At 75.5% G+C, this 8,368-nt stretch carries 5 protein-coding genes; 1 reads left to right on the forward strand and 4 read right to left on the reverse strand.

Annotated features, from left to right (window positions below; all coding sequences use genetic code 11):
• The 3 genes from EDJALFJO_RS12185 to EDJALFJO_RS12195 form a co-directional block, all read right to left on the reverse strand.
• Positions 1-1,232, reverse strand: a 1,232-nt coding sequence (locus EDJALFJO_RS12185) for a hypothetical protein (RefSeq protein ID WP_143448534.1), incomplete at its 3' end; no start/stop codon positions are given.
• 247 nt (positions 1,233-1,479) lie between these two features.
• Positions 1,480-2,532: a MazG family protein gene (locus EDJALFJO_RS35565; protein ID WP_088285543.1), complete on the reverse strand. Its 1,053-nt coding sequence runs from the start codon at positions 2,530-2,532 to the stop codon at positions 1,480-1,482.
• A gap of 22 nt (positions 2,533-2,554) precedes the next feature.
• On the reverse strand, positions 2,555-3,238 hold the full coding sequence (locus EDJALFJO_RS12195) for a hypothetical protein (RefSeq protein ID WP_088285545.1): 684 nt from the start codon (positions 3,236-3,238) through the stop codon (positions 2,555-2,557).
• Between the two features lie 266 nt (positions 3,239-3,504).
• On the opposite strand from EDJALFJO_RS12195, the gene EDJALFJO_RS12200 reads away from it, so the two are divergent.
• Positions 3,505-4,398 carry a DUF559 domain-containing protein gene (locus EDJALFJO_RS12200; protein WP_088285547.1) on the forward strand — a complete coding sequence of 298 codons (894 nt, stop codon included), beginning with the start codon at positions 3,505-3,507 and terminating at the stop codon, positions 4,396-4,398.
• Positions 4,399-4,499: 101 nt separating this feature from the next.
• Here EDJALFJO_RS12200 and mfd read toward each other — a convergent pair whose 3' ends face one another.
• Positions 4,500-8,150 carry a transcription-repair coupling factor gene (gene mfd / locus EDJALFJO_RS12205; protein WP_088285549.1) on the reverse strand — a complete coding sequence of 1,217 codons (3,651 nt, stop codon included), beginning with the start codon at positions 8,148-8,150 and terminating at the stop codon, positions 4,500-4,502.
• Positions 8,151-8,368 lie beyond the last annotated feature (218 nt).

An 8,368-nucleotide genomic window follows, 5' to 3' on the forward strand; every position in this document is an offset into this window, starting at 1 on the left:
GGCTCGTCGTCGACGCCCTGCAGGGCGACGCGCTCGACACCGTCCGCGGCGGGCGCACCGGACCACTCCGAGATCCGCAGCGGCGACCAGTCCGGCCGCGCGCCGGGGCCGGACGGGCCCGTCGGCCCCGCCAGGACCGGCTCACCCGCCGGCCCGGCCAGGACGCCGACCGGCAGGGGCAGCGGCTCGTAGCCGGGGGCCGCCGGCTGCGGCGCGAACGCCCGCGAGCCGCGCCCGGAGCGCCGGGACGCACCGAGCGGACGCGCGCTGCGCGCCGGGCGGGTGCGGGCCCGGTCCCTGCGGTCGAGCAGGACGGCGCCGGCCGACCCGAGCGCGACGAGAACCAGCAGCGTGGTGAGCCACCACGGCGGGGCGGGCCGGGTCCGGACCGGGAGCGGGGTCACGTACGGCTGGAGGACGAGGGTCTGCGCGGGCAGGCCGCTGCTGCGGAGCAGGCGCTCGAGGGGCGACGACGCGGCGGCGACGACGTCCCGGGCCACGCCGCCGGCGGTCTGCGCGGAGCCGGCGTCGACCGCGACCCCGACCGCGGGACCGCCCGCGGCACGCACCTCGACCCCGGCGGAACGCCCGCCCCGGACGGTGTCGAGCGCGTCGCCCTGCAGGGCGTCGACGACGAGCCGGCTCGCGACGGCCGGGTCCATCGTCGCGGCGGGAAGCCCGCCGACCTGGGCGACCGCGACGGCCTGGACGGCCTCGGCACCCGACGGCGTCGTCCCGAGGGCCCGGGTGACCGTGACGACCCGCAGCCGGTACTCGGCCATCGCGGCGTCGACCTCGGCGGCGGTGACCTTCGGCGCCGCGGCACCCGCTGCCCTGCGCACGCGCAGTCCTTCGGCGACCTGCAGCCGCAGCGCGGCCGGCAGGCCCGTGTCGAGGACGGCGTTCGCGACGTCCTGCGCCGTGACGGAGTCCCCCGCGGTGACGGTGATCCGCAGCACCGAGGCCGGCCCCGGCTCGACGGCCACCGAGACCCCGGCGGGGATCTTCAGCGCCTTGGTGGCCAGCGCTCGCGGGGCGACCGCGGTGGCGTCGGCGGCGACGTACACCGGGTTCGCGACGACGAGCACGGTGCCGCGGGCCTCGTAGTGCGGGCGCGCGACGTAGGCGGCGCACGCGGCTGCCGACACGGCGAGGCAGACCGCGGCCGCGATGGTGCGGCGGTGCCCCGCGACCCAGCCCGGGGCGGTCCTGTCCCCACGGTCCGTCGTCATTCGTCCTCCGTCAGCCCAGGCCGCCCCGCGGGTGCCGGCCCGGGCCAGGGAGGAGCGGGCGGATGGCGGACGGAGCGGGACGGTCCCTTCCGGGACGGTAGCGCTTCGTAGTCATTCGCACACGTAAGGCGAACAGGGGAGGACGGCGTGTCGCCACGGCGCGCCGTGACGGACACGCCGGGACGGCTGTGACGCAGGAGGAACCGAGGTGCCGGTGGGACGTCAGCCGGGAGGTCAGCCGGGGAGATCAGCCGGCCGGCCCGTCGACCCGGGCCACGGCCTGGTTCAGCGCCGCCCGCAGCGCCGCCTCGGCGTCGACGCCCTCGGACCGGGCGGCGCGGACGACGGCGAGCAGGTCGGCTGCGACCCGGCCCTGCGGCGTCCCGGGGTCCGGCTCGACGTCAGCCGCCGCGGCGGGCCGCTGCTTCTCGACCCGGCCGAGCATCTTCTGCGCCCGCGCGAGCGCGGGCAGCGCCGCGGGGATGCCCTCGAAGACGCCGGTCCGCTGCTTCTCGGCGGCCTTGATCGTCTCCCAGTTGCGCTCGACCTCGTCCGCCGTGCCGGCGTCGACGTCCGCGAAGACGTGCGGGTGCCGGCTCACGAGCTTGGCGACGATGCCCGCCGCGACCTCGTCGATGCCGAACGGCTCGGCGGGGTGCTCCTGCGCGACCCGGGCGTGGAACGCCACCTGCAGGAGCAGGTCGCCGAGCTCCTCGCGCAGGTGCGCGCGGTCCCCCAGCTCGACCGCCTCCATGACCTCGTGAGACTCCTCGAGCAGGTACGGCAGGAGCGACTCGTGGGTCTGCTCGGCGTCCCAGGGGCAGCCCCCCGGCGAGCGCAGGGTGTCCATGACGGCGACGAGGTCGAGCAGCCGCGAGCCCGGGACGTCGTGCGAGCCGGTGACCAGCTCGACCTCGGGCGGCCGGCTCGCGACGGCCCGCCGGGTCAGGTGCTCGGCGAGCGCGTCCGTGAGCCCGGGGTCGCCGTCCGGCGAGCCGAGCCACACGACCGTGCGGCCGCCGTCCGACGCCTCGAGCAGCCGGCCCGCGCGCTCCGCGACGGGGACGTCCGCGAGGTCCTCGACGGCGACGCCGGCGTCCGCGAGCGCCTCGGGCCAGCCGGGTTCGAGGCCGGCGGCGAGGACCGTGCCGGCCTCCGTGAGCGCCTCCCACGCGGGCCACGACAGCAGGCCCGGCGCGACCCGGGGGCTCGTCACGAGGATGACGACCCGGCCGTCGACGTGCGCGTCGAGGGCCTCGCCGACGGGCTCGTCGGTGCGCTCGCCCCCGGGCTGCGTCACGTCGTCCGGCCGGTGCGACCGGTCAGGGTGCGGGCGGCAGCGTCGCCGCCGGCTCCGCGGCGGACTTCACGAGCCAGTCCGGGTCGGACGGGTTGACCGGGAAGACACCCTGGCCCTGCGGGTCGAAGACCTTCTCCAGCGTGCCGTAGCGCGGGTTGACCGAGACCTTCGTGGCCTGGAGCTGCTTGGAGATGTCGTTCAGGGTGGCCACCGCCTGAGCCTCGGTGGGACCGGAGCCGTCCTGCCGCGGCAGCACGTTCTGCCGCGCGAGGACCCCGCGGACTGCGGTGACGGCGGCCTCGGACGGCGTCGTGGCCCCGGTCAGCGGGTCGACGAACCGCGTGACCTTCTTCGTGACCGGGTTCTCGTACGTGAAGTCCTCGAAGAGCCGCTCCGCGTCGGCCTGCGACACCCCGACGTTGGCACGCGTCGCCGCGTCGACGAAGTACGGACCGGTCACGAGGAAGGACAGGACGGTCCGCTGGTCGAGACGACGCTCCGGTGCTGCACCGCCGGGATCGGCCAGCACGTTGATCTGGGTCGTCGCGGTCTGGAGCTCGGCGACGGAGATCCGCCGGTCCCCGACGATCGCCGCGGCGCCGGCGTCGATCCCGGCGCCGGAGCAGCCGGATGCCGCGAGCACGGCCCCGGCGACCGACACGGCGGCGACGAACCTGCGGATGGTGGTGCGCGTGCTGCTGCTCACGACGGTCCCTTCTCGTCCCATGCCGCGACGATGCTAGCCGCCCGGTGCACCCGCGCCGCGCACCGCCCCACCGCCGTCCACCCCCGCACCGCCGTACCCCAGCTCGTCACAAGAGCGCTCCAACGCCCGACACGCCGCGTTCGCCGGCCGTTCCTTTGCTCCTCGGTACGCAGCGCCTGTGGACAACTCGGCGCGGACGGCGTCGTCGGGTGCTGCCTGTGGACGACGGACGACGCCCTCGCACCGTTCGCGGCATCCTCGCCGCCGTGAACGATCTTCCGGTCGCTGAGGTCGTCCGCCGCCTGGGCGGTCAGGCCGAGACCGCACGTGTCCTGGCCCGGGTCAGCCGCCGCCGGCTCGAGGCGGCGCTCGCCGCGGGGGACGTCGTCCGGCTGGCGCGCGGCGTGTACGGGCTGCCGAGCCTGCCACCTGCCCGGGCCGCGGCGGTCCGCGCGCGCGGAGTCGTCTCGCACGCCAGCGCTGCCCGGCACTGGAGGCTGAAGACGGTGATGCCGCCGGACGCCGTCCACGTCACGGTCCCTGCGGGCGCGAGACCACCCGCCACGGACGGCGTCCGCTACCACTTCAGGACGCTCGCCCCGGACGACGTCACGCCGAGCGGGGTGACGACGCCCCTGCGGACGGTCCTCGACTGCGCCGCGGTCATGCCGTTCCGCGAGGCCCTCGCGGTCGCCGACTCCGCGCTGCGCCAGGACCTCGTGCTCGCCGACGAGCTGCGGGCCGGCGCGGCCGTGCTCCGCGGGCCGTTCACCGCGATGCCCCGCCGGATCGCCCTGCTCGCGGACGAGCGCGCCGACAACCCCTTCGAGTCCGCGCTGCGCGCCGAGCTCCTCGACGCCGGGCTCACGTCGTTCACGCCGCAGGTCACGATCACGTCACCGACCTCGTCGGCCCGGGTCGACCTCGCGGACGCGCAGCTGCGCCTCGTCGTCGAGGGTGACTCGTACAGCTACCACGGCACCCGTGCAGCCTTCGCGGCCGACTGCGCGCGGTACGACGAGCTCGTCCGCGCCCGGTGGGAGGTGCTGCGTTTCGCCTGGGAGCACGTGATGTTCGAGCCCGGCTGGGTCGTCGACGTCGTCCGGGACGTCGTCCGCGCCCGCCGGGCCGAGCTCGGGCGACGCCGGCGGGCCGCCTGAGCGCGCCGTCCCCGTCGTCCCCGTACCGCAGGACAAAGGAACGGGCGCCGGAGGCGGCGTGTCGCGCGTTGGAGCGCTCTTGTGACGAGCTGGGGTACGGGTCAGCGGCTCGCCGCGGCCACCCCGGCCCCGGCGGCGATCGAGCCGAGGAAGACCGCCTCGACGAGCTGGGTGGCCCAGTCGAGGACGGCGGTGTCGCGCAGCGGCTGGCCGCCGACGCGGGCCGTCATGGGGCGCGGCACGAGGACCGTGCGGGTCGCCTCCTTGAGGAGCGTGCCGGGGTAGAGCCGCTTGAGGCGCAGCTGCGCCGAGTCCGGCAGGTCGACCGGGCCGAAGCGGACGTGGTTGCCCTGGACGCCGACGTCGGTGAGCCCGGCCTTGCGGGCGAGCAGCCGGAACCGGGCCACCGCGAGCAGGTTCTCGACCGGGGTCGGCAGCGCGCCGTACCGGTCCTCGAGCTCCTCGCGCACGCCCTGGAGCTGCTCGGGCGACGTCACCTCGGCGATCTTGCGGTACGCCTCGAGACGCAGCCGCTCCCCCGGCACGTACTCGTGCGGCAGGTGCGCGTCGACGGGCAGGTCGACCTTCATCTCGGCGACCTCGGCGTCGGCCTCGCCCTTGTACTCGGCGACGGCCTCGCCGACGAGGCGCACGTAGAGGTCGAAGCCGACGCCCTCGATGAACCCGGACTGCTCGCCGCCGAGCAGGTTGCCCGCGCCGCGGATCTCGAGGTCCTTCATGGCGATCTGCATGCCGGCGCCGAGGTCGGTGTGCTGCGCGATCGTCGTGAGCCGGTCGTGCGCGGTCTCGGTGAGCGGGCGCTCCGGCGGGTAGAGGAAGTACGCGTACGCACGCTCGCGGCCGCGGCCGACCCGGCCGCGCAGCTGGTGCAGCTGGGACAGGCCCAGCAGGTCGGCGCGCTCGAGGATGAGCGTGTTCGCGTTCGAGATGTCGAGGCCGGTCTCGACGATCGTCGTGCAGACGAGGACGTCGAACCGCTTCTCCCAGAAGTCGACGATGACCTGCTCGAGCCGGTGCTCGCCCATCTTGCCGTGGGCGGTCTCGACCCGGGCCTCGGGGACGAGCTCACGGATCCGGGCCGCGGCCCGCTCGATCGAGTCGACCTTGTTGTGGATGTAGAAGACCTGGCCCTCGCGCAGCAGCTCGCGGCGGATCGCGGCACCGATCTGCTTCTCGTCGTAGGCACCGACGAAGGTGAGCACCGGGTGCCGCTCCTCCGGCGGGGTCGCGAGCGTCGACATCTCCCGGATGCCGGTCACGGCCATCTCGAGCGTGCGCGGGATCGGGGTCGCCGACATCGCGAGGACGTCGACGTTCGTCCGCATCTGCTTGAGCTTCTCCTTGTGCTCCACGCCGAAGCGCTGCTCCTCGTCGACGACGATGAGCCCGAGGTCCTTGAACCGCACCTCCCCGCCGAGCAGCCGGTGGGTGCCGATGACGACGTCGACGCTGCCGTCGGCGAGCCCGGCGAGGACGGCGTTCGCCTGGCCGTCGGTCTGGAACCGGGACAGCGCCTTGACGACGACGGGGAAGTTCGCGTACCGCTCGGTGAGCGTCTCGAAGTGCTGCTGCACGAGGAGAGTGGTCGGCACGAGGACGGCGACCTGCTTGCCCTCCTGCACCGCCTTGAAGGCCGCGCGGACGGCGATCTCGGTCTTGCCGTAGCCGACGTCGCCGCAGATGAGCCGGTCCATCGGGACCGTCTTCTCCATGTCGTTCTTGACCTCGTCGATGCACGCGAGCTGGTCGGGCGTCTCGACGTACGGGAAGGCGTCCTCGAGCTCGCGCTGCCACGGCGTGTCCGGCCCGAACGCGTGCCCCACCGAGGCCATCCGCGCCGAGTAGAGCCGGATCAGCTCACCGGCGATCTGCTTGACGGCCTTGCGGGCGCGGCCCTTGGTCTTCTGCCAGTCCGAGCCGCCCATCTTGTTGAGCCCGGGGAGCTCGCCGCCGACGTAGCGGGTCACCTGGTCGAGCGAGTCGCTCGGCACGAAGAGCCGGTCGCCCGGCTGCCCGCGCTTGGACGGCGCGTACTCGATGACGAGGTACTCGCGCGTCGCGCCGCCGACGGTGCGCTGCATCATCTCGACGTACTTGCCGACGCCGTGCTGCTCGTGGACGACGAAGTCCCCCGGCCGCAGCTGGAGCGGGTCGACGACGTTGCGCCGCCGGCTCGGCAGCCGGCGCATGTCCTTGGTCGCCGAGCGGCTGCCGGAGATGTCGGTCTCGGTGAGCAGCGCGAGCCGCAGGTCCTCGGCGATGAAGCCGTGGTCGATCGACGCCGTCGTCACGTGGACGACACCGGGCTCGGGGGCGGCGTCCACCCCGGTCTCCAGCCGGGCCGGGACGTCGGCACCGGAGAGCACCTCGACCATCCGCTTGGCCGGGCCGGGGCCCTCGGTCGTCGCGACGACCCGCCAGCCGGCCGAGACCAGGGCGCGCAGGTCGGCGAGCGCCTTCTCGGTCTCCCCCGCGTAGCCGTCGACCTCGCGGGCGCCGATCCGGATGACGTCCGCGTCGTCGCCGAGCGCGACGTCCATCTCGTCGACGAGGTCGGCGTCCCGGGCGAGCGACGTGATCGACCACCAGGGGCGGGACGTCGTCCGGGCGTGCTCGCGCAGCCGCGAGAGGGTCCAGTACGAGGACTCGGCGAGGTCGGCCTCGGCGAGCCCGGCGGGGACGGCGTCCGCGGGCAGCGCGGACAGGTCGACCGGGACGGCGTTGCCCGCGGACGCGTTCGCCCACGAGGCCGCGAGGAACTCGTCGCTCGTCGCGACGAGGTCGTGCGCGCGGGAGCGGACCTTCTCCGGGTCGACGAGGACGACGACCGCCCCGGCGGGGAGCAGGTCGAGCAACGGCTCCATGCCGTCGACGAGGACCGGCGCGAGGGACTCCATGCCCTCGACGGCGACCCCGGCGGCGATCTTGGCGAGCATGTCGGCGACGCCCGGCAGCACGGGCACGAGCGACTCGGCCCGGGCCCGGACGGCGTCCGTGAGCAGTACCTCACGGCACGGCGGGGCCCACAGCCCGTTCTCCGCGACCTCGAGCGAGCGCTGGTCCGCGACGGAGAACCAGCGGACCTCCTCGACCGTGTCGCCCCAGAACTCCACGCGCAGCGGGTGGTCCTCGGTCGGCGGGAAGACGTCGAGGATGCCGCCGCGGACGGCGAACTCCCCGCGCCGCTCGACCATGTCGACGCGCGAGTAGGCGGCGCCGGCGAGCGCCTCGACGACCTCGTCGAGGTCGGCGTCCTGGCCGGGCTGCAGGCCGACCGGCGTGAGGTCCCCGAGGCCCCGGACGACGGGCTGCATGACGGCGCGGACGGGGGCGACGACGACGCTGACCCGGCCGGCGACCGGGTCGTCCTCGCGCGGGTGGGCGAGCCGGCGCAGCACCGCGAGCCGCTTGCCGACGGTGTCGGCGCGCGGGGAGAGCCGCTCGTGCGGCAGCGTCTCCCAGGCCGGGAACTCCACGACGGTCTCGGGGTCGAGGTAGCAGCGCAGCGCGGCGGCGAGGTCCTCGGCCTCGCGGCCGGTGGCGGTGACGAGCAGCACGGGGCGGCCGGCGCCGGTCGGTGCGGCGGCGGCGAGGGCGGCGACGGCGAGCGGTCGGACCCCCGTGGGGGCCACGACGTCGAGGGCGGCCACCGAGCCGGTCAGGGCGGTCTCGACGAGGGCGGCGACCCCCGGCTCGGACCGGACGGCGTCGAGCAGTCCGCGCAGGGTCATGCCTCTAGTTTCCCCTGTCCGCGAGGGTGCGGCGTCCAGGGGGTCGGTGCGGGGTCGGGCGCGGGCTCAGCCCTGGCGGACGGTCGCGCCCGGGGCGCCGCCGGTCGGCGTCCGGCTCGTCACCGTGGCACCCGGGCGGGCCACCGGCCGGGCCGGGACGACGGCCGGCGCGACGCCGTTGGCGGGCCGGCCGTGCTGCGGGGCGACGGCGCCGGGGG

Source organism: Kineosporia sp. A_224 (genome assembly GCF_002198655.1).
In the GTDB taxonomy this organism is placed as follows: domain Bacteria; phylum Actinomycetota; class Actinomycetes; order Actinomycetales; family Kineosporiaceae; genus R-H-3.